Here is a 20,591-nt window from a genome sequence, read left to right as displayed (position 1 = left end):
ATTCCCGCTCCATTTCATCCAATCCCCATCAAAAAAACGAAACTTCCTCAGCCTCTTTCCGTCTATATATTAGCAGCGGAAAAGGCTCTCTTTTCGTTTTTGAAAAGGAGATGTGCTGATTATTGCTGATGTACCAAGTCAAACCCGGAGAAACCCTTGAAAGCATCGCCGCCGATTTCAGAACGACCCGGCAGGCGTTGCTGCAGGCGAATCCTGGCTTAAACGGCGGCCAAGTGTCCGCGGGCCAGTCGATTATCATTCCCGGCATCAGAAATCCGGACACAATTCCATACCGGATTGCCGTGTCTCTCAACGGAAGAACGCTCAGATTGTATGAGCGAGACAGACTTGTAAAAACATATCCGATTGCCGTCGGAAAAATCCTCACACAGACGCCGAGAGGCGAATTTGTCATCGTCAACCGGCAGCCAAATCCGGGCGGCCCGTTCGGCGCCTACTGGCTGAGCCTGTCAAAACAGCACTACGGCATCCATGGAACGAATAACCCTTCGTCAATTGGCAAAGCTGTTTCAAGGGGATGTATCCGCATGCACAATCGGGATGTTCTGGAACTTGCTTCTATCGTACCCAACGGAACCCGAGTGTCCATTACACCTTAGACGAGTACATTTCCAGACAAATGCAATTTGAACAATACAACATCTTGTATTAAGATATAATGGGACCTTTAGGGTAAGGAGCGTATATATGGATCTTTTTAAAAATCGTAATTTCGTCCGACTTTTTTTCGCAGCTTTCGCTTCTCAAATGGGAACGACAGTCGGAAATATGGCTTTCGCCTTTTTCTTGCTCGACCGGTTCAGCAGCCAGCCGGCCTATACGACAATCGCCGAGCTGATGTATTCCTTGCCGACGGTTTTCGTATTCTTTATCGTCGGGGTGGTCGCTGACCGTTTTGACCGCAAGAAAGTCGCGGAAAACTGTGATTGGATCAGAGCGGGACTGACTGTCGTTCTTTTCTTTGTATTGTATCTTCAAATTATACCGCTTGTGTTTTTAGTCCTATTTATCAGAAGCGCGGTTACAAAATTTTTCTACCCGGCCGAAGCAAGTTTGGTCCAGGCCATTTTAAGAAAGGACCAGTATGCAAAGGCTGCAGGACTGAACCAGATGCTTTTCAGCCTGTTTCTATTGTTCGGCGTAGGAATTGGAGCATTTATGTACAAGACGATCGGCTTGCATGGAGCAATCGCTCTTGATTTTGTGAGCTTTATCGTCTCCGGCTTTTTAATCCGTTCCTGCGATATACCGCTTGCAGCGCGGAAGCCGAACGGAAATAAAGGCTGGAAAAACATGACCGTCAAAGATTCGATGCGCGATTTTAAGGAAGGCATCGTTTATATATTAAAAAATAAATTGCTTGCCTCTCTTGTATTCGGATATTTTATTTTCGGGCTTGTAAGCGGCGGACTTTCGGTTCTGCCGATGTTTAAAATGAAGTATGAGCTGTCCCCTGACAGTTATGAGTGGCATACTTCCCTCTTCACAATCGTACTGGGCATCGGACTTTTGACTGGGATTGCCGTCGCCGCCCTGCTCGAAAAAAAAGTGAAGCCGGCATACATGATGTCAGTCCCGATTTTTATCGCGGGTGCCTTTATCATCCTGCTTGGCTTTACAGATCAATTGCCCGTATACTACTCGGCTGCATTTCTTGCCGGGATATGCATCGGGCCGATCAACACAGCTCTTGGCGGCTGGATTCCCAAAATCGTCCATCCAAGGCTGATGGGAAGGGTCAGCGGGTGGACCGATCCGCTGACAATGCTGGCGCAATCCTCAGCGCTTGGCATGATCGCTGTCCTATTCCCGGGAATCATCGCCGATGTGGATTATATATATTACGGCTTGGCGGGAATTATTCTGCTGGCGGCGCTGTACTACTTTATCGCCCTGCCTAAATTAAGCGCCGAGAGTGCGGAAATCGACGTTCAAGCGGCGCTGAAGAGACAAAAAAATACAAAAGCGAAAATGAACTCTGTTTTATAAAGATGAAAACGCGCGATTCCATAAAAAATCGCGCGTTTTTTCTATGGGATATTTGCATTTTCTGTTCTATTTCGTATAATTTAGACATAAGCCTTGCATCTTTAGGAGGTGATCTAGAAACGAATGGATAGGAGAGAAAAAATGGACGACCATAATCATACGAAAGAATTAAAACCGACAGTTGAAAACCTTTCAAAAGCGATTTATACAGTTAACCGCCATGCGAAAACCGCGACTAATCCCAAATACCTGTATCTTCTGAAAAAGAAAGCTTTGCAAAAGCTGCTTAATGAAGGAAAAGGTAAAAAGGTAGGCCTGCATTTTTCGAAAAATCCAAGATTCAGCCAGCAGCAGTCAGATGTGCTGATATCTCTCGGAGACTACTTTTTTCACATGCCTCCAACAAAAGAAGACTTCGCAAACCTTCCACACTTAGGTACATTAAATCATTCGTATCGGAACCCTAAAGCTCATATGTCCTTGAATATAGCGAAACAGCTTCTTCAAAACTACACGGGAATCAAAGAAAAACCGCTCGTCACAAACCGGAAGCGTCCAGCCTCAAAACCCGTCTTCAAGAAGCTTGGCGAAAGCTATTTTTAATAAAAAAAAAAGCCTCCTTTCGAGGCTTTTTTTAGTTCTTGAAAATATATTTATCAAGCTTTTCGATCAGTTCATTGAGCTCTGGCTTGCTGATTTGTTCATCGGCTCCGACTTGTTCCCCTTTATGGCGAAGATCGTCTGTAATCAAAGAAGAGAAAATCAAGATCGGCAGCTCCGTACTCAGCGGGTTATCTTTTAGCAGCTTTGTGAGCCGGTGTCCATCCATCTGCGGCATTTCAATATCCGTGATCATCAGATCGACTTTTTCGTGAAGAGCTGTGCCGTCTTCCATCAATTGAAGCGCGTGCTCGTAAGCGTCTTTTCCGTTTTCAAAAGACACGATGTTGTTGTATCCCGCTTCATTCAGCTTTTCCACCAATAGCCGCAAGAGGAGCGGAGAGTCCTCGACAATGATCAGCTTTTTGTCAGTCCGTCTCTGATCGAATTTTTCATTTTTCATTTGATAAGGGTCCATACCTGACTCAGACTCAAGATCAAAAATGATTTTTTCGTAATCTGGCAGGAAAATCATGGTGCCGTCGAGCTTAATGATGCCGGTAAGGTGACGGTCCATCCCTTGATTCAAAGCAGTCGGCTTCTCAATTTCTTCCCATGACACCCGGTGAATCTGTGAAACCGCTCCAGTGTGAAAGACGATTTTCCGCTTGTTAAATTCCGTCACAATGTATTTTTCTTGATGCTCGTCATCACCGTGCTCAACGCCAAAGAAAGAGAATAAATCAATGACGGGAAGAATTTCCCCGCGCAATGTAATCATGCCCTCCATATGCTTATGCGAATGAGGCACTTTCGTAATTTCAACCGGCTGAATGATTTCTCTGACTTTCATGACATTTATGCCGAAAATGTTGAGACCAACCTCGAACTTCACGATTTCTAATTCATTGGTTCCCGAACTTAATAAAATTTCCTGTTGGTTTGAAGACACTGATATCCCTCTCTATCCTACTTTGTGTTTACTTTTTATATCGGCGTCTTTTGTTAAAAGTTGATGCTCCGGCTCAAGCTTTTGCCTTAACATTTTGATGAATGATCAGGCCGATCGCCGCCAATAACACTAAAGATCCGAAAGCCATTCGGCTGGCCATGTTCCCGAGATCCCTGAACAGCAAAGTAATCGATCCGTAGAGGACCGGACCGAAAATGGAAGAGATTTTCCCCGACAAAGCAAACAATCCGAAAAATTCGCCTCTTTTATGTTCTGGCGTCAGCTCGATAATCAGTGTCCTTGATGCGACCCATGTGCCTCCAAGCGAAATGCCGAACAAGCTCCCCGCAATCCAAAACAAGAGCGTTGACGTCGTGCATGCTCCAATCGTCAAAGCGGTGATCATAATGGCGGCGACAAGGCTGACCGCGTGCTTGGCGCCGATTCTTTTCGTCACAAAGCCGAGCAGAAATGAACCGATGATGCTTGATACAGTAGAAACAAGGTAAAGCAAAACGAATTGTCCGGTCGTAAAACCGATGACCGTTTTTGAATAAACCGCCATCATGGCTATTGCTGTAGCAAGCGCATCATTCAGGAAAAAGTAGGCGATCATGAATAAGAAGACCGGCTTATATAGACGAATGTCTTTGAATGTCTGCACAATTTCCCAGTATCCGCTGAAAAACGATTTCTTTTCTTTCGGTTCCGGTTTTCTTTTCTCTTTCGTGAAGAGCAGATACGGAAGTGAAAAAAACAGAAACAAGAGAGCCGACGGGATGAATGCGCGGTGAAAATCCTGGTTGCCGACAAGAAGGTATACCGTTAACCCGGCTAAAGTGCCGATATACCCGATTGCAATTCCGAAACCTGATAAGAGCGGGATTTCTTCTTTTGTCCCCAAGTCAGCCAAAATCGTATCATAGAACACCAAGCTTGAATGATAGAAAAACTTTGCGGTCACAAACATGATGACGACAAGGATCAAGGATAGCGGAAGCCCGTATATGTCCTTCTGAAACGAAGCCCCGGCAAAAACCCCCATTAAAATGGTGCATGAAACACAAATCATCGTAAACAGGCCGATGTATTTTTTCTTTCTGCCCGTTCGGTCGATCAGCACTCCGAATAAAGGCGTGAAAATGACAAGCAGAAAGCTTGCGGCTGCGTTCGAATAGGAGATAAAAGTGCTTGCCACCTGATTCATGCTGGCATTTTCGCCGACTGCCTCCTGCAAATAAAAAGGAAAAAAGATCGTCACAATATTTGATGAAAAAATGGTATTTGCAAAATCGTATAACGCCCAAGAAAGAATCGGCAGCGTCAAAAAGAGCTTGATTCCCGTTCTTTGCGCCCGCTTTACAGCTTGTTCACGTTCCGGCTGAGTATCCATCTGGATTGATGCCTCCTTATTTTTATTCCTGCCGTGAAACATTTTCCTGAACAAGACAGCACGCATTCAAGCTGAAAGCGTGCTGTCTTTTGCCCGTTATTTTTTTACGACAATGGTTCCTGCCAACATATCATGAAGCGCCTGGCGCCTTTCTGTAAAAAAGGCCATAATGTAGCCGATCATCAAAATCGGAGATAGAAAGCTTTTGGCCAGAAACCTTCCGGCTGCACGGCCGAATGAGATTCTTCCGCCTTCTGCCTTCGCCACCTGAACGTTCATGATTTTCTTGCCTAGCGTCCCTTGCCATTTGGATGATTCCATCAGCGTGTAATAAAGAAAATACACAATAAAAGTAATACTTCCAACGATCGCTACGGTTTTGAACATACTGATGATAAACGTAAAGACTTCCTGATCGCTCAAATACTCGGGATCAGTCTCCATCATGAGCATGATATCCGAATTTCCCAACATCAACGTCGCTGTTAAAACGTACGTGAAAATATATGCGGGAATCCCGAGAATCAATCCGTCGAGCAGGGAAGCTACAAAACGCGCGCCGATTCCGGCATACTCGCTCCTTTCAGGAGCAGTTTCGTGTTTGTCTAATTCCAATTCCAATGTGCTTTTCCTCCTAACATCTTGACTTCTATATACTACTAAGACTGGCTGAACATTATCAATACGTATCGCATTTTTTTAAAGTTAAATTAATGTACGGATCACAAGTTTTTCATTGACTTTGACATTTATCGTGTTACAATGGTCAAGGATTTTTCAGGAAAGGTGTTTATGATGGGAACAATTGTAGCGATTAAAAATCATGAAATGACCATTTTAGAAGAGGTCAGCCGGGCCGTTTACACAGAAATGCTCAAGGAAGCTTCAGACAGTGAAGAACAAATATATATTTCGTGGAAAGAAGATTTTGACTCCGATTACGGCTACTAAACGGAACATAACGTAAGGCAATCGTTTGATTGTCTTATTTTTCTATCTGCCGCCGTCCGCATGTCCGCATACCTTGCATCGTTTCGCATATACTTGTTACGAGTTTTTATAAAATTGATTGATTAAAAGATGACAATTGGTCTGATGATGGTAAAATAAGATAAACCATAACATTTTTAAGGTGATGCTAAATGGAACATTTGCTTAATCCAAATGTAAAAGAAATCGAAATCTCAGGGATCCGCAAGTTCTCAAACCTTGTATCCCAGTACGAAAACGTAATCTCTTTAACAATCGGCCAGCCTGATTTCTTCACCCCCCACCATGTCAAACAGGCCGCCAAAAAAGCGATAGATGAGAATCAAACATCCTACACTCACAACGCCGGATATCCTGAGCTGAGGCAGGCTGTACAGCTTTATATGAAGAAAAAAGCCGATTTAAATTATGAAGCGGAAAGCGAGATTATTGTGACAACAGGCGCCAGCCAGGCTATCGATTCGGCATTCCGCACGATTTTATCTCCGGGCGATGAAGTCATTCTTCCGGGGCCGGTATACCCCGGCTATGAGCCGATCATCAAAATGTGCGGAGCGTCTCCATTGATCATTGACACCACGTCCCACGGCTTTAAGCTGACAGCAAAATTGATCGAGGAAGCGCTGACGCCGAAGACAAAATGTGTTGTTCTTCCATATCCGTCGAATCCGACGGGAATGACGCTGTCCGAAGAAGAGCTGAAGGACATCGCCTCCCTTTTAAAAGGCCGAAACGTCTTTGTGCTCTCAGATGAAATATACAGCGAACTCACTTTTGACAGACCGCACCACTCGATCGCAACTGTGCTAAGGGACCAGACGATCGTCATCGGCGGGCTTTCCAAATCCCACAGCATGACGGGCTGGAGAATCGGGTTTTTGTTCGCACCGAAGGAAATCGCAAAGCATATTTTAAAAGTCCATCAATACAACGTATCTTGCGCTTCATCGATTTCTCAAAAAGCTGCTCTGGAAGCCGTCACTAACGGGTTTGATGACGCTCTGATCATGCGCGAGCAGTATAAAAAACGGCTGGACTACGTGTACGACAGACTTGTGACGATGGGCCTCGATGTGATTAAACCGTCGGGAGCATTCTACATTTTCCCGTCCATCAAATCGTTTGGAATGTCTTCCTTTGACTTCTGCATGTCGCTTCTTGAAGAAGAGGGGCTTGCGATCGTGCCGGGCAGCTCGTTTTCTGAATACGGGGAAGGCTATGTGAGGATCTCTTACGCATATTCTCCTGATACGCTAAGGGAAGGTCTTGACCGGCTGGAGTCCTTTGTTTTCAATAAGAGGCAATCGATACAGACTACGTAAACAACGGCTTTTACGCCGTTGTTTTTTTATTTTATTTTGGAAATAGAATCTTAAATGTCGTGCCTTTTTCTGCTTTGCTGTCGACTTCGATGGTTCCGTTGTGATTTTCGATGATATTGAAGGTGACCATCAAACCGAGGCCTGTTCCTTTTTCCTTCGTCGTCAAAAACGGCTCGCCGATCCGCTTCAGGACATGTTCAGGTATCCCTTCTCCTTCGTCCTCCACCTCGACGACGACCGAATCGTCGGTTTCTCTGACCGTCAAATGAACCGTCCCGCCGTTTGGCATGGATTCGACGGCGTTTTTGATTAGGTTGATAAACACTTGCTTTAATTGATTTTGATCCCCTTTAATGTAAATTTTGTCGTCTGTGAGGATCGTATTGATCAAAATGCCGTTTAAGTTGGCCTGCGTTTCTAAAAGCGCCGTCACTTCGCGGATCAGCCTGATCAGATCAAGCTTTTCTTTCAATGCGTTTTGCTGCGGCTTTGCCAGCATGAGAAGCTCGCTCAAGATCAATTCGATTCTGCTTAACTCGGAAAAGATAATATTAAAATAATGTTCATTTTCTTCCATTGTCGGCTTCATCAGCTGCAAAAACCCTTTGATCGCGGTGAGCGGATTGCGGATTTCATGGGCGATCCCGGCTGCAAGCTGTCCGGCAATCGACAGCTTTTCCGAACGGACCATCAGCTCTTCGGTCTGCTTGCGTTCAGAAATGTCCCTTAAAATCACCTGAACCGCCGTTTCCCCGAAAAATGTCGTAGGGATGCAAACCATTTCTGTATAGATGAGCCTTTTTTCAAATGTATACCACGTCTGTTTTATGATTTCAGATTCGGATTGGCGGTCTGTGATCCGTTTCAGCCTCGCTTTGACATCTTCGTGATCGCATGGGTGCAGGTGTTCGTAAATATCTTTGCCGATTAAATCCTCATACGTCTTTGCTTCAAACAGACGAATGCCCGATTCATTCATAAAGACCCATCTTCCTTTATGAATCACGGCTATCGTATCGATTGAGTTTTGAATCAAGAGCTGATATCGCTCCCTGCTTTTTTGCAAAATGGTCTGAAATTTTTTTCTCGATGAAATGTCAATGAGAAGAAGCAGCTCCGCTTTCTGGTTTTGATAAATGGTCGGCGCCGCCTTGACTTCGAGGTGAATCTGCGTGCCGTCGAGCTTATGCCACGTTTGCTCGATCATTCCGACATCAAGTCCCTGCTGCATCCGCTTAATGCGGTTTTTGACGATGTCATGGTACTCTTTCTCGATAAAATCGTAGGAATACTTTCCGATAATTTGCCGTTTATGCTCGGCTCCGAGCAGGTTGACCATGGCGTCATTTACGTAGACTATTTCCCCTTGAACGCTGATGCACAGAGGGTTTGGCAAGCCTTCGATCATGGCTTCGAATTCCTCTTTTGCCGGCAGCCTGGAGGCTTCTTCCGGAGCGTCTTCCTCTTTTATGGAGCTGCTTTTCTTAGAGGGACGGTCTTCAAACACTTTCATTTTGAGTACAATTTCGCGTTCTTTTTCTCCAACATGGGTCGTCACGAAATCGATCGATGCTTCGATCCAGATCATCGTGTAGTCTTTTTTCACAAATCTGAAGGTGCAGGGCAGCAAATGATGCTCATTGTAAAAATAGCTTTCTACCAGAAAAAGATCGTCTTCGTGTAAATAGTCCTTCAAATACGTACCGATCAGTTCATTCTGCTCGTAGCTTAAGAGCTCTTTGCAATTTGCAGATATGTATATAAAACGGCCGTTAGCTGACAGGACTGCCTGTAAATTCATATGAGGCTTATATTGCTCAAAACGTTTTGTTTTTTGTTCCATCATATCCCTCCTTTATACCCTATTCATGACCAGCATTCATTAAAACTATTTTGCTTAAAAGGATTCGCTAAAATGCGAGAAATCTCCTTCAAAACTTCTAGCATTCGTCAAATTTTGATAACAAAAAAAGAACCCGGAAAAAATCCGTGTTCTTTTTTGTCTAATCTTTGCTGTATTTTTTTTGCAGATCGACATAGGCTTTGACGATTTTGGCGGCGATGTTTTTGTTCATCTTCGTTTTGTCGTCGACATTCGGGACGACAACGCTGAAGGCGACCTGCGGATTTTCCGACGGGTAATAGCCGGCAAAGGTGATATTGTAAGTCCTAGTCCCCCACCAGTTTCGGTTTGTGCCGTAGTATTGCGTCTGCGCCGTTCCGGTTTTGCCTGATACGTCAAGCGAACCGAATGCGCCGGCTGCAGTTCCCGTCTGGGTTACTCGTTTAAATCCTTGCTTGACGATGGCGATGTCGCTTTGAGAATTGTTGATACGATTCAGCACATTGGCAGAGCGCTCTTCAATGACCGGACCGAGTTTTTCGCTTTCTGGCTGGTGAATGCTTTTCACGACTCTCGGCTGCAACCTGTATCCGCCGTTGGCGATCGTTGAAACATATTGGGCGAGCTGCAAAGGCGTGTACGTGTCAAACTGGCCGATCGCTTCATCGAGGAGGAGACCCCCGACTATTTTTGGGTTTGTCTGCATCCCGGCCGACTCCTGCGGCAAGTCGATGCCTGTTTTTACCCCAAGGCCAAATTGATTGAAGTAATACCTCATTTTCTTTAAGTCCTCTAGGTTCGCCGGAAGCGGGCCGTTCGGTACATACGTAATTCCTGCCATTCTCATTGCCACATAGAACATATAAACGTTTGAACTTTTTTCCAGCGCTCTAACTTCATTAGCCCAACCGATAGTGTTTCCTCTGTAGGAACCTTTTTTAACTCCCCCTGCGAAGCTCAGCTCTTGGTCTAAATAACTCTGCCCATGCGGCATGCCGTCCTGATAGCCGGCAAGCACGGTCGCGCCTTTGACCGCCGATCCCATTTCGTACTGGGTTGTAAACGCGCCGATTGCATAGTCGGTGATTTTGCCGTCGACGATCCGCTTTCCGGCCATGGACAGAATGTCTCCGTTATTCGGGTCCATCATGACGACGAACGCTCTGTCCAGCATGTAGTTTGAGCCGCGGAATTTATTAAGCTCCTCTTCGATAGCCTCTTCGACTTTCTTTTGGAGCTCCATGTCGAACGTCAGCTGCAGATCGTAGCCGCGTCTTCCTTCATCAACCGTTTCCTGGCTGATAACCTTTCCTGAACGGTTTTCGGTATATTGGACTTTCGCTTTTTTCGGATTTAAATATTCTTCATATTGATACTCGAGATAGCTTTTTCCCACTCTGTCATTCCGGGCATATCCCCTTGTCAGGTAAAAGTCTTCCCGGTCCTTGATAAGCCCTTGTTCAGGCGTTGTGACGCCTCCGAAAATGGAGTAGAGCGTTTTTTCATAAGGATATTTCCTGGTCCAGTCCATGATGACGTCGACGCCGGGCAGTTCCTCAAGATGCTCGGAAACGCGTGAGACTTCCTCATACGTCAAATCGTTGGCCGGCATCTGTTTAGAAGCCTTCTCATCAAGGAGCTGCGCATCGTTTTTCCCCGCGGTTTTCGGGCTCATCGCCTTGACGATTTGCGGCTCATACGCATAGCCGCCAGAAAATCTTCTGAAAATCGCTGCGACTTTAAGCTCATCTTTGTCCTTTTCCAGCGCTTTGATCTCTTCCGCCGGAACGCGGTCCACCTGAAGCTTGTATGTTTGATCAGACTTGAGGGTTTTCTCGCTGTCTTTCAGAAGTGCAGCAGCTTTTTTCGGGTGTCTGGCAAGCCAGTAATCTTTCAGATCTCTCTCTTTCAGAAACGAAGTATCGATATCGATCAATTCTGCGAGTTTTTTGGCTGTGCTGATTTTTTCCTCCGTTTTTGTGCTAGTCATCATCGTATATGTGATCGCGGGAACGCTTTGGTTGTCGACAACCACCCGCCCGTATCTGTCATACATTTTACCCCGCGGTGCCGGGTATGACGCAATTTTCGCCTCGGTTTTCGAAGCTTCCTGCTCATACGCCTCTCCATTGACGATTTGCACGAGGCCCAGCTTGACAATCAGCGCAGCGAACAAAGTGAACACCGCAAAGAAGTACAGGTTGATCCGCCATAAACGCGAACGCCTGCTCTTTTTGATTTCAGCCGGATCATGTTGAGATTCTGTCACTGAAACTCTCTCTCCTCTCACAATATTCAATTTTACATTAATTAACTGAGATATATTGTAACACTTTTGTAATGGTTGTTACAATCTAAAGTTTTCAAAAAAGCTGTCAATCTCTTTTTATATTAAAATTTAACTAACAAATTTAAATTTTACCACGTTTATGACAAGACGTGTAAAAGAACGATCTGGTTGCATATTGGCAGCAAAGGGTTTTTCTTTTTTTATGTCAAAATTAACAATAATACCTTGTCAAAGGGAATATATGGATCTATTATTTCAAAAAAGCCATGTTATGATTCTAGTGTACGAAACAACAACTACTACAACATTTAGGAGGATTACTGTTTATGAAAAAAGCTTTTCTTTTATCAGCAGCAGCTGCAGCAACGCTCTTCACATTCAGCGGCGTTCAGCACGCAGACGCTAAAGAGCAGCAGCAAGTACAAGTCAAAACCGTTCATTCCATAAATGTAACTGATCTCGCGGGCAAACTGAATATCCAAAACATGAACCAGCTTTCTAAAGCTGACCAAGAAAAAATTCAGTCCCTGCTTCATTCTTATATGAAACAAGCAACTCAACAGCCTAAAGCTTCTGCACCGAAGGCTTCTGCTCCTAAAGCTTCAAAGCCTGCGGCTTCAAAAGAGCAGACTTCACAGCAAAAGCAAAATACAGCGCCTGCATCTTCTTCTGTAAGCGCGTATGAAAAAGAAGTTGTTGAACTGACGAATGCAGAAAGAAAGAAACAAGGGCTAAAACCTCTTACATTGGATGAAAAACTGAGCAAGGTTGCCCGCACGAAATCTCAAGATATGAAAGATAACAACTATTTTGATCACAACAGCCCGACTTACGGTTCTCCATTTGACATGATGAAGAAATTCGGCATCACATACCGCACTGCCGGAGAAAACATCGCAAAAGGCCAAAAAACGCCTCAAGAAGTCGTCAAAGCTTGGATGAACAGTGAAGGCCACAGAAAAAACATTATGAATCCTAACTTCACGCATATCGGTGTCGGATATGTGAAGGACGGCAACTACTGGACTCAGCAGTTCATCGGAAAATAAGAACCAGCAAAAAACCACTTGCATGCAGCAAGTGGTTTTTTTCGTTATTTGTATTCTGTCCAAAGCTTGTACAGACTTTGGGTGCCGCTGTTTTCTTCGCCTTTTTCAACAAGGGTGTCGTAAAGGCTTTTCGCAAGCTCGAGCCCCGGCATTTTCTCGCCCATCAGCTCCGCCTCTTCAAGCGCGATGCCCATGTCTTTAACAAAGTGTTTGACGTAAAAACCCGGTTCAAAGTCGCCTTTCAGCATTCTAGGCGCTAGATTTGAGAGCGACCAGCTTCCCGCAGCGCCGGTCGTAATGCTTTTCAGCACGTTGTCGGGATCGAGTCCGGATTTTTCGGCGTAGGCCATCGCTTCTGCGACGCCGATCATCCCTGCGGCAATCGCAATCTGGTTGCACATTTTCGTATGCTGGCCGCTTCCGGCCGGCCCCTGATACTGGATGTTTTCACCCATGATCGAAAAGAGCGGGTAGCATTCATCATAAGCTTTCCGTTCTCCTCCGACCATGATAGCGAGCGTGCCGTTCCTCGCGCCGACGTCCCCGCCTGAAACCGGAGCATCCAAAGCGTAAAGTCCTTTCTCTTTTGCGGCAGTCTCGATTTGTTTGGCAAGCGAAGGTTTGGAAGTCGTCATATCGATAAGGTAGGAACCTTTTTTGGCATTTTCAATAATGCCTTCGCTTCCAAAGTAAACCTCTTCAACGTCTTTTGGGTAGCCGACCATTGTGATGATCACATCAGACGACTGCGCCAGTGCTTTGACGGATGATTTCCATTCCGCCCCTTTTTCCACGAGGCTGTCCGCTTTGTGTTTCGTTCTCGTATAGGCGCTGACGGGATAGCCCGCGGCTAAAATGTGCGAGGCCATGCTGTTTCCCATTACACCGAGTCCGATAAATCCGACCGTTTTTTTCATGGTCTCATCCCCCTTAAATTGCTTTTACCATTCCGCCGTCGATCAGCAGCGTTTGTCCAGTCATATATGTATTGCACTCTGATAAAAGAAAGCTTGCATACTGTGCAAAGTCGTCAGGTTTTCCGTAGGAGCCGAGCGGAATTTCTTTCTCATAGCTTTCTTTCACCTGCTGCTCGGAAAGGCCTGTTTTCTCGGCTTTCAGCCGATCAAGCTCTGCCACGCGGTCCGTCGCGATTCTTCCGGGGGCGAGCGTGTTGATCAAAATGCGGTGTTCGGCCAACTCTTCGGCAATCGATTTTGTCAGACCGACGATTCCCATTCGAAACGTGTTGGAAAGCAGCAAGCCCGGAATCGGCTGTTTGACTGATGATGAAGCGATATTAACGATGCGTCCCCCATCCTTTTTGAGATATGGAAAAGCTTCGCGGATTAAACGGACATAGCTGAGCAGATGCAATTCAAATGATGAGGTCCAGTCATCGTCTGTCAGATCAAGCAGGCTGCCGCCCTTCGGTCCTCCGACATTGTTGACAAGCATATCGATCGTTCCAAATGTGTCAGCGGTCTTTTGAACGAGCGCTTTGATCCCGTCGGCGTCTGCAAGATCGCATACTTGATAAGAGACGGTGCCGCCGCCGAGTCCGTTCAGCTCTTCCGCGGCTTTTTTCAAGTCCGCTTCGTGTCTCCCGGACAGCATGACATTTGCCCCTTCTTTCGCAATGGCTTTGGCGATCGCATTGCCAAGTCCTTTGCTGCTTGCAGCCACAAGCGCTGTTTTGCCATTCATCTTTAAGTCCACAATGATCACTCCCTTCCTTCTTATAGTGTAACACGTATATTCTGAAAATTGGGATTGTGAATGTTGAAAAAGGAGAAGTCCCTCTTTCAACAAGAGGGACCTCTTTATTACACGTTAAACTTATTGATCGCATTTAATAATTCTTGGTTGGCCTCGCTCAGCGCTTCAGCCGATTTTGCGATGCTTTCCAGCGCTGTCAGCTGCTCGTTGGCCGAAGCGCTGACCTCTTCCGCAGCCGCGGCAGACTGCTGGGAAATGGCTGAAATGCTCTGAATCGAATCGGACATTTTTTGCTGCTCTCCGCTCATATCCGAGATTTCAGAATAAATGTGGTCAATTGAGTTGACGAGCGCCTGCATTTCAGCAGTAATTTTGCTGAGCGCTTCACCTGTTTCGTGAATCATTCCATTTTGCTCTTCATTCATCTTGCTTGCTTCTGTCATCGCTGAAACGGCTTCTTTCGTTTCCATCTGAATCTGTTTGACCGTTTCACTGATGTGCTGTGAAGAAACCGCCGATTGTTCAGCAAGCTTTCTCACCTCTTCTGCAACTACCGCAAAACCGCGTCCGCTTTCTCCGGCACGGGCCGCTTCAATGCTGGCGTTCAGAGCAAGCAGGTTTGTCTGATCAGAGATCGCCGAGATGGCTGTAACAACGTCTTCAATGTTTTTCGTTTTTTCTTCAAGCTGGAATAGCATATGTTCCACTTTCTTTGTCTCCGAGTTTGCTTCATTTGACTTTGCAAGCAGCTGCCCGAGGGCATCGATTCCTGTATAGCTTGCTTCTTCTGATGTTCTCGAAAGTTTCTTGATGCTGTCGGCATGATGTTCGATTTCTTTAATTTTGACAGACAGCCGTTCGGATTGTTCATTGACATTTTCGACCTCAGCCGCCTGTTCAGTCGCGCCTGTCGCCACTTCTTCGATTGCTTTGGCGATTTCATCGCTCGCAGAAACCGTCTCTTCTGAAACAGCGCTTAATTGATCGGTCGTATCCGATACTTTTCCGGACGATGATCTGACTTGCACAATCATTTCTTTCATATGTTCGACCATCTTGTTAAAGTCTTTTGTCAATATACCGATTTCATCTTTTGAGGCAGCTGCTGTTTGGACCGTCAAATCGCCGCCAGCGACTGCTTTTGTTTTGGCAATCAGCTGCTTAATCGGGCCTGTGATCGTTTTGGCAAGGAAATAGCTTAAAATGATCGCCGCTGCCAGAGCAATGATTGAAACGATAATGACCATTTTGTTCATTTCCTGCGCGACCCACATCAGCTTCGCCGTGTCGAACTGCGTACCGACTTTCCAGCCCGTACCGCCGACAGTCTGATAAGCGATCACAGTATCTTTGCCTACTTTGATTCCGTTTTTTGATGACGGGATGTCCCGATATGTTTTATCATTCGATATATCGTCGCCCTGTTTTGACGGGTGGGCGAGCATTGTCCCGTTTTGGTCCAAAATAAATGCGTAGCCGTCATAAGGCATCTTTTGATTTTCGATAATTTTGTTCAATGAATTCAATGACAAGTCTATACTGACAACGCCTTCAACTTTATTATTGACGACGATGGCTTTTGCCGCAGTAACTGTCATATCTCCGGAAACCGCATCTTTGTAAGGTTCCGTCCAAACGACTTTGTCGGGTGTTTTTGCAGCTGACGTATACCATGGCCTTTCAGCCGGATTATAATCATCATCAAAGGTCGTTTTCGGAAATGTAAACATTTCCTTCTTTTTTGTGCCGATATAAGCTAAATTGACATACTCATTTTTTTCTTTTAATTGTTTTAATTCATCATTGACGATTTTTATAATTTTATTATCCCCGTCTTTTAAGAATGAGTGAGCCATTTCTCCATCACTTATACGATTCAAAGAAATCTCGTAGTGTTCTAATTGAAGCTCAATATTTCTTTTAATTGAACCGAGGAGGCTGGACGTTGATTCTTTTGCCTCATCTTCAAGCATCGATTTCAACAAATGTGTTGTCGAGAACTGTAGGACGATAACCGTCAAAACCAGCAGGACGGCAACAAATCCGGCAATTTTGACATGCAGTTTTTTAAACAAATGAAACCCTCCTTTACATGCACCTTCATATTCTTTTTATCGGCAAAAATTTCGCAAAATTAAGATAGCCTGTTAAAATAACGGTATAATGAAGGAAATAGCAAAAGGAGTGATTGGCGATCTATAAACAGTTTTACGTCGATAACGGCACTTCTTATCAGCAGGTGGACATCCGCAATTACAGCAAAAAAGATATTCCCGGTTTGATTGCTCTCCAAAGAGAATGCTTTCCGCCTCCGTTTCCGGAAGACCTTCTGTGGAATGAAGAGCAGCTCCATTCCCATATTGAACGATTTCCCGATGGAGCGCTTTGCGCAGTTTCCGAAGGCCGCATCATCGGTTCGATGACAGCGCTCATGGCTGATTTTGATCCGCATCATCCGCACCACAGCTGGGTTGAAGTGACGGACAACGGGTATATCGGCACACATCAAAACGATGGAAACTCCCTTTATGTCGTCGATATTTCCGTGTCCCCCGACTATCGAAAACTCGGCATCGGAATGCGGCTGATGCAATCCATGTATGAACTGACGGTCTTTAAAGGGCTCAAGCGTCTCATTGGCGGCGGACGGATTCCCCATTATCACAAGTCGGCTGAAGAAATGACGCCCGAACAGTATGTTCAAGCTGTATTGGACGGGGAAAAGCGCGATCCAGTGCTCTCGTTCCTGCTTCATTGCGGACGCTCTCCAGTTTGTGTGATTCCCGGCTACATTGAAGATGAGGAATCGCTTGATTATGCGGTGTTAATGGAGTGGAAAAATCCTTTTTTAACATAATGTTTTCAAAACAAAAAACAGAGCTTTTTCAACTAAAGCTCTGCTATGTGAAATATTCGATTTTTGCTTCGGGAAAATAGTTGTCGATATACGATTCAAGGGCGCTGCGAAGCTCTGCTTCTTCATCCTTCTGATAAATGTATTTGCCAATCCCGTATCTGCCCCATTTATAGCGCCGTTTTTCTTCATCCAGTTCGAGCTTTGTCTTTGGATAGTTTTTTTCAATGACTCTCTTTGCCGGCTTCGTGAATCTATGCTGGATCATTTCAAAGGTGATGTCGCGCCTCGCATGCTGCGGCAGCGCACGATCGAGCTTTTCCAGCAGCACTCTGTAGCCTTCCTGCCAGCCGTCATGAATATAAATCGGAGCGATGATAAAACCGAGCGGATAGCCCGCTTCCGCTACTTTCACGGCGGCTTCGATCCGTTTATCCAACGGGGATGTGCCGGGTTCAAAGCTTTTAATGACATAGTCGGCATTCACGCTGAAGCGGAAGCGCGTTTTTCCGTTGTGCTTGGCATCGAGCAAATGGTCGACATGATGAAATTTTGTCACGAAACGCAGCTTACCATGGTCGGTTTGACCGAAATGCTCAATGGCGCGTTTTAACGTATGTGTCAAATGGTCAATTCCGACGATATCGGATGTGCAGGAAGCTTCAAACCGCGTATCTTCGGGAGCCCTTTCTTTTATATATTGATCCGCCTGCTCAAGTATTTCCTCCACATTGACGTACGTTCTGATATACGGCTTGCTGCCCATTGTCGTTTGCAGGTAGCAGTAATGACAGTGACCCATACACCCTGTTGCAAACGGGATCGCGTATTCTGCGGACGGTTTTGACGAATCGAACTTCAATGTTTTTCTGACGCCGATCACCAAAGTGGATTTCGCATTTCTGTATTTTTGCAGGTGGCCTTCCCCCGGGATATTCCTCACCTGGTTGTGTGAAGTTGTTTCCCTGATCTCAAGTCCCATGTTTGAAAATTTATCCCTCAGCTCTTTTCCAAGCGGATATTCCAGGGCTCTCGGTTCAATATAGACGAGTTGGGGAACAAACGGTTTTACCATTGGAAACAGACACATCCTTTGCATATTTCCATTACTTTTTGCATTTAGAGGATGTGATATACCGGTAATGTCTTCATATCCCGTCAAATAATTCACGGTAAAGCCGTTCCGCCTCTTCATATGAAGAAAAAACGGCATCATCTTCGGCAAAGGCGTGATATGTATCATACATAAACAATGCCAGTTCGCCTTCGTGAAGCGGATGATCAACGACTTCAGCTTCCTTTATATGCGCCACATTCGCTGCATGCGGATTCCGGTAAATGACATACACCTCATCTCCCGGTTTGAATGGCTGCCTAGGCATATCAGAATCCCCCTTTCTAACAATTGGTCACATGTATTATCTCCGCCGCAGCCGGGATCATTCAGATAAACAAAAAACCCGGACGGGCATTGGTGATGCCGGTCCGGATTTTCAATTGCTTATGCCAGGTTGAAGGTTTCTTTTACGAATTGTACAACCTCTTCTGTTGTGCTCATAGACAGAATTTGCTCTTTGAACGATTCTGTCTCTTTTTTAGAAAGCTTGCTGATTTGCGTTCTTGCCGGCAGGATTGACGTCGCACTCATTGAGAACTCGTCCAATCCAAGACCCAGCAGGATCGGGATCGCAATTTCATCTCCCGCCATTTCGCCGCACATGCCGACCCATTTTCCTTCTTTATGAGCCGCTTCAATGACAAGCGTGATCAGGCGGAGAATCGCAGGATTGTATGGCTGGTAAAGATAAGATACCCGCTCATTCATCCGGTCAGCAGCCATCGTGTATTGAATCAGGTCATTCGTTCCGATGCTGAAGAAATCGACTTCTTTAGCAAATTGATCAGCGATGACCGCTGTTGAAGGGATTTCAACCATCATACCGACTTCAATGTCGTCGGAAACTTGTTGGCCTTCAGCTTTCAGCTTTTCTTTTTCTTCTAAAAGAATCGCTTTCGCTGCTTTAAATTCGTTTACAGTCGCGATCATAGGGAACATAATTTTTAAGTTTCCATATGTACTTGCCCGAAGCAGCGCACGAAGCTGCGTTCTGAAAATCTCTTGCTCATCAAGGCAAAGACGGATCGCTCTGTATCCTAAGAAAGGATTCATTTCTTTTGGCAGTTCTAAATATGGAAGCTCTTTGTCTCCGCCGATATCAAGAGTACGAACGACAACGGATTTGCCTTCCATACGCTCAAGAACGGTTTTATAGGCATCAAATTGCTCCTCTTCTGTCGGAAGCTGGTCTCTGCCCATGTAAAGGAACTCAGTTCGGTAAAGGCCGACTGCTTCTCCTCCATTTTCCAGAACGCCTTTTACATCATCAGGTGTACCGATATTAGCGGCAAGTTCCACGTGATGGCCGTCGCTCGTTACAGTCGGTTCGTTGACAAGCTTTGCCCATTCGGCTTTTTGCGCCAGGAAGGCTTGATGCTTTTCTTCGTATTCGCTGATTGTTTCCTGGGAAGGATCAACGATGACATCGCCATTGATGCCGTCAACGATAACTGTTACGCCGTTTTGGATGCCTTTCGTTGCCGCTTTTGTGCCGACAACGGCCGGAATTTCAAGCGAGCGCGCCATGATGGCAGAGTGGGACGTCCGTCCGCCGATATCTGTTGTAAACCCTTTTACAAAGTTGCGGTTTAATTGCGCTGTATCAGACGGTGTCAAGTCTTCGGCCACGATGATGACTTCTTCGGAAATCAGGCTCGGATTCGGAATCTCAACGCCGAGAAGATGCCCTGTGACACGCTTGGTGACATCGCGGATGTCCGCGGCGCGTTCTTTCATATATTCATTGTCCATCGACTCGAACATGGTGACGAACATGTCGGCCGTTTCTTTTAAAGCGAATTCCGCATTGACAGAATCAGATTTGATTTTGTCTTTAATCGGGTTTAACAGTTCAGGATCGCTTAATACTAACAAATGTGCAGAAAAGATTTCCGCTTTATCTTCGCCAAGCTCTTTCAAAGCATGGTTTTTAATGGTTTCAAGCTCTTTCTTAGAACGCTCGATGGCGTCTTCAAAACGATTTACTTCCGCATCAGAATCAGAGATGTTTTTCTTTTCAACCGTTAGATCAGGCTCCTCAAGCCGATATGCTTTTGCAATCGCAATACCGGCTGAAGCGCCTATTCCTTTTAATTCAAGCATTATTCGCCTAAACCTTCGCTTTTCATTGTTTCTTCAAGTGCGGAAAGAGCATCATTTTCATCAGCGCCGGAAGCAGAAATCGTGATTTCAGCACCTTTGGCAATACCTAGTGACATAACGCCCATAATAGATTTAAGGTTTACTGTTTTTCCGTTATATTCCAAATTAATATCTGCATCATATTTGCTTGCTGTTTGTACAAGAACAGTCGCTGGACGAGCGTGGATTCCAGAATCTGCAGTTACTTTAAACGTTTTTTGTGCCATTTTTTATCAATCTCCTTTTAATTTAAAGCTTTGAGTACATTCACAATATTATATCATACAGCCGTACATGTCATCTGACAAGTACG

The 20,591-nt window shown here is 45.3% G+C and carries 18 protein-coding genes and 2 pseudogenes; 7 read left to right on the top strand and 13 right to left on the bottom strand.

The genetic code is table 11. From position 1 onward, the window contains the following. Positions 1-122: 122 nt before the first annotated feature. From H7F26_RS14425 to H7F26_RS14415, 3 genes are all read left to right on the top strand, one after another. Complete coding sequence (locus tag H7F26_RS14425) at positions 123-620, top strand: L,D-transpeptidase family protein (protein WP_003181289.1); 498 nt, start codon at positions 123-125, stop codon at positions 618-620. Between the two features lie 88 nt (positions 621-708). After that, positions 709-2,010 carry an MFS transporter gene (locus tag H7F26_RS14420; RefSeq protein WP_003181287.1) on the top strand — a complete coding sequence of 434 codons (1,302 nt, stop codon included), beginning with the start codon at positions 709-711 and terminating at the stop codon, positions 2,008-2,010. A gap of 141 nt (positions 2,011-2,151) precedes the next feature. Further along, positions 2,152-2,613 carry a YkyB family protein gene (locus H7F26_RS14415; RefSeq protein ID WP_003181285.1) on the top strand — a complete coding sequence of 154 codons (462 nt, stop codon included), beginning with the start codon at positions 2,152-2,154 and terminating at the stop codon, positions 2,611-2,613. A 31-nt stretch (positions 2,614-2,644) separates the two neighbouring features. Here H7F26_RS14415 and H7F26_RS14410 read toward each other — a convergent pair whose 3' ends face one another. From H7F26_RS14410 to H7F26_RS14400, 3 genes are all read right to left on the bottom strand, one after another. Next, positions 2,645-3,562: a chemotaxis protein gene (locus H7F26_RS14410; protein WP_003181284.1), complete on the bottom strand. Its 918-nt coding sequence runs from the start codon at positions 3,560-3,562 to the stop codon at positions 2,645-2,647. 73 nt (positions 3,563-3,635) lie between these two features. After that, entirely contained in the window at positions 3,636-4,955 is a 1,320-nt protein-coding gene (locus tag H7F26_RS14405; RefSeq protein WP_003181282.1) for an MFS transporter, read from the bottom strand. 96 nt (positions 4,956-5,051) lie between these two features. Beyond that, positions 5,052-5,576: an RDD family protein gene (locus tag H7F26_RS14400; protein ID WP_003181280.1), complete on the bottom strand. Its 525-nt coding sequence runs from the start codon at positions 5,574-5,576 to the stop codon at positions 5,052-5,054. A 171-nt stretch (positions 5,577-5,747) separates the two neighbouring features. Between H7F26_RS14400 and H7F26_RS14395 the strand changes: the two genes are divergently transcribed. Continuing rightward, positions 5,748-5,906: a hypothetical protein gene (locus H7F26_RS14395; RefSeq protein WP_016885792.1), complete on the top strand. Its 159-nt coding sequence runs from the start codon at positions 5,748-5,750 to the stop codon at positions 5,904-5,906. A gap of 191 nt (positions 5,907-6,097) precedes the next feature. Beyond that, positions 6,098-7,278: pseudogene (locus tag H7F26_RS14390) on the top strand (aminotransferase A); the annotation flags it as partial. 20 nt (positions 7,279-7,298) lie between these two features. On the opposite strand, the gene H7F26_RS14385 reads toward H7F26_RS14390, so the two are convergent. Continuing rightward, positions 7,299-9,110: a PAS domain-containing protein gene (locus tag H7F26_RS14385; protein ID WP_003181274.1), complete on the bottom strand. Its 1,812-nt coding sequence runs from the start codon at positions 9,108-9,110 to the stop codon at positions 7,299-7,301. A gap of 160 nt (positions 9,111-9,270) precedes the next feature. Beyond that, complete coding sequence (locus H7F26_RS14380; RefSeq protein WP_003181272.1) at positions 9,271-11,379, bottom strand: peptidoglycan D,D-transpeptidase FtsI family protein; 2,109 nt, start codon at positions 11,377-11,379, stop codon at positions 9,271-9,273. Between the two features lie 347 nt (positions 11,380-11,726). On the opposite strand from H7F26_RS14380, the gene H7F26_RS14375 reads away from it, so the two are divergent. Further along, positions 11,727-12,449: a CAP domain-containing protein gene (locus H7F26_RS14375; RefSeq protein ID WP_009328594.1), complete on the top strand. Its 723-nt coding sequence runs from the start codon at positions 11,727-11,729 to the stop codon at positions 12,447-12,449. 44 nt (positions 12,450-12,493) lie between these two features. Here the strand turns inward: H7F26_RS14375 and H7F26_RS14370 are convergent, their stop codons facing one another. The 4 genes and pseudogenes from H7F26_RS14370 to H7F26_RS22275 form a co-directional block, all read right to left on the bottom strand. Next, positions 12,494-13,366: an NAD(P)-dependent oxidoreductase gene (locus H7F26_RS14370; RefSeq protein ID WP_003181267.1), complete on the bottom strand. Its 873-nt coding sequence runs from the start codon at positions 13,364-13,366 to the stop codon at positions 12,494-12,496. A 13-nt stretch (positions 13,367-13,379) separates the two neighbouring features. Further along, positions 13,380-14,165, bottom strand: coding sequence for an SDR family oxidoreductase (locus H7F26_RS14365; RefSeq protein ID WP_011197937.1), 786 nt, complete (start codon positions 14,163-14,165; stop codon positions 13,380-13,382). Between the two features lie 107 nt (positions 14,166-14,272). Beyond that, positions 14,273-15,199, bottom strand: coding sequence for a methyl-accepting chemotaxis protein (locus H7F26_RS22280; protein ID WP_370539001.1), 927 nt, complete (start codon positions 15,197-15,199; stop codon positions 14,273-14,275). 63 nt (positions 15,200-15,262) lie between these two features. Beyond that, a pseudogene (locus tag H7F26_RS22275) lies at positions 15,263-16,138 on the bottom strand (cache domain-containing protein); the annotation flags it as partial. A gap of 215 nt (positions 16,139-16,353) precedes the next feature. Here H7F26_RS22275 and H7F26_RS14355 point away from each other — a divergent pair. Further along, a complete protein-coding gene (locus tag H7F26_RS14355; RefSeq protein ID WP_069500450.1) occupies positions 16,354-17,022 on the top strand; it encodes a GNAT family N-acetyltransferase in 669 nt (222 codons plus the stop codon). 43 nt (positions 17,023-17,065) lie between these two features. Here H7F26_RS14355 and splB read toward each other — a convergent pair whose 3' ends face one another. From splB to H7F26_RS14335, 4 genes are all read right to left on the bottom strand, one after another. After that, positions 17,066-18,094 (bottom strand): spore photoproduct lyase, encoded by a 1,029-nt coding sequence (gene splB, locus H7F26_RS14350; protein ID WP_069500449.1) that lies wholly within the window; start codon positions 18,092-18,094, stop codon positions 17,066-17,068. A 73-nt stretch (positions 18,095-18,167) separates the two neighbouring features. Next, positions 18,168-18,401, bottom strand: coding sequence for a transcriptional regulator SplA domain-containing protein (locus tag H7F26_RS14345; protein WP_025808421.1), 234 nt, complete (start codon positions 18,399-18,401; stop codon positions 18,168-18,170). A 119-nt stretch (positions 18,402-18,520) separates the two neighbouring features. Beyond that, complete coding sequence (gene ptsP / locus H7F26_RS14340) at positions 18,521-20,239, bottom strand: phosphoenolpyruvate--protein phosphotransferase (protein ID WP_003181250.1); 1,719 nt, start codon at positions 20,237-20,239, stop codon at positions 18,521-18,523. Continuing rightward, positions 20,239-20,505, bottom strand: coding sequence for a phosphocarrier protein HPr (locus H7F26_RS14335; RefSeq protein ID WP_003181247.1), 267 nt, complete (start codon positions 20,503-20,505; stop codon positions 20,239-20,241). The genes ptsP and H7F26_RS14335 overlap by 1 nt, the downstream gene beginning before the upstream one ends. Positions 20,506-20,591 lie beyond the last annotated feature (86 nt).

The organism is Bacillus sp. PAMC28748 (assembly GCF_014250415.1).
Lineage (GTDB): Bacteria > Bacillota > Bacilli > Bacillales > Bacillaceae > Bacillus > Bacillus licheniformis.
Note: the sequence above shows the minus strand (reverse complement) of the source record. Positions and strands in the feature narration are given on the sequence as shown.

Bases quoted from the DNA above. Each gene is read 5' to 3' on its own strand.
- H7F26_RS14375 (WP_009328594.1), top strand. From the start codon at position 11,727: ATGAAAAAAGCTTTTCTTTTATCAGCAGCAGCTGCAGCAACGCTCTTC.
- H7F26_RS14385 (WP_003181274.1), bottom strand. From the start codon at position 9,110: ATGGAACAAAAAACAAAACGTTTTGAGCAATATAAGCCTCATATGAAT.
- H7F26_RS22280 (WP_370539001.1), bottom strand. From the start codon at position 15,199: ATGATTGTGCAAGTCAGATCATCGTCCGGAAAAGTATCGGATACGACC.
- H7F26_RS14405 (WP_003181282.1), bottom strand. From the start codon at position 4,955: ATGGATACTCAGCCGGAACGTGAACAAGCTGTAAAGCGGGCGCAAAGA.
- ptsP (WP_003181250.1), bottom strand. From the start codon at position 20,239: ATGCTTGAATTAAAAGGAATAGGCGCTTCAGCCGGTATTGCGATTGCA.
- H7F26_RS14335 (WP_003181247.1), bottom strand. From the start codon at position 20,505: ATGGCACAAAAAACGTTTAAAGTAACTGCAGATTCTGGAATCCACGCT.
- H7F26_RS14345 (WP_025808421.1), bottom strand. From the start codon at position 18,401: ATGCCTAGGCAGCCATTCAAACCGGGAGATGAGGTGTATGTCATTTAC.
- H7F26_RS14370 (WP_003181267.1), bottom strand. From the start codon at position 13,366: ATGAAAAAAACGGTCGGATTTATCGGACTCGGTGTAATGGGAAACAGC.
- H7F26_RS14415 (WP_003181285.1), top strand. From the start codon at position 2,152: ATGGACGACCATAATCATACGAAAGAATTAAAACCGACAGTTGAAAAC.
- splB (WP_069500449.1), bottom strand. From the start codon at position 18,094: ATGGTAAAACCGTTTGTTCCCCAACTCGTCTATATTGAACCGAGAGCC.
- H7F26_RS14420 (WP_003181287.1), top strand. From the start codon at position 709: ATGGATCTTTTTAAAAATCGTAATTTCGTCCGACTTTTTTTCGCAGCT.
- H7F26_RS14395 (WP_016885792.1), top strand. From the start codon at position 5,748: ATGATGGGAACAATTGTAGCGATTAAAAATCATGAAATGACCATTTTA.